Origin of the sequence: Burkholderia sp. AU4i, assembly GCF_000466765.1 — a bacterium.
GTDB lineage: Bacteria > Pseudomonadota > Gammaproteobacteria > Burkholderiales > Burkholderiaceae > Burkholderia > Burkholderia cepacia.
In genome coordinates this window covers 1-650 of the sequence record NZ_ASSI01000375.1, presented here as the reverse complement: position 1 = coordinate 650, position 650 = coordinate 1, and the positions used below count along the sequence as shown (strand labels likewise).

At 62.8% G+C, this 650-nt stretch carries 1 pseudogene; it reads left to right on the top strand.

Annotated features, from left to right (window positions below):
• Positions 1-650 (top strand): annotated as a pseudogene (locus tag L810_RS48250) (hypothetical protein); the annotation flags it as partial.

The window sequence follows — 650 nt, the reverse complement described above, 5'->3', positions numbered from 1 at the left end:
CCGAATGCACGCCGGAAGATCCGCTGAGTATCGTGTCCCTGATGCAGGCGTTAGGTGAACAGGCGATCACGCGTGTCTTGCGCCCGGACCTCGCTCATACGGTTGAAGCGTGTCCGGCGTTGATTCAACTGGCAACGCCCGGGGAGGCTCCGGCTATGGCCCTGTTAGAGTCGAGCGAACGGTATGCGCTTGAAGATGCGAGTTATAAGAAGCGCTACGTCTGCGGATGGCTGTTGAGCGAGTGCTCACCCGAGACGCTGGCCGAACACCTGGCCGTGCGCTGCCTGGACGTTGCGCCGGCGGCAACGCAGAGCGTATCGGCGTGGTTCGAACCTCTTCGGCTTGAACTATTGGCCGCGTCCGTGGGAAACACCTTTCCCGATCTGTTATGGCCTACCCGGAGCTGGCTTTGCCCGACCAGTTGGGGCACCTATGCCTTGTTTCGCGGTGCGCCCACCGGGGCCGCGATGGATATCCCAGCGTTAGCTCGCCAGACACAACGGCTCGCGCCCCTTGTCGGCGACTTCCTTGACGCCTGGCGTCTCGCTCTCAGGTTTCCGATGACTTATGCCCCCAAGCACTGGCGTGGCGACACGCTGTTGCCACCGCAAGCGGCGGCTCATGCTTTCCGGCTTGTCCGTGACGCCCGT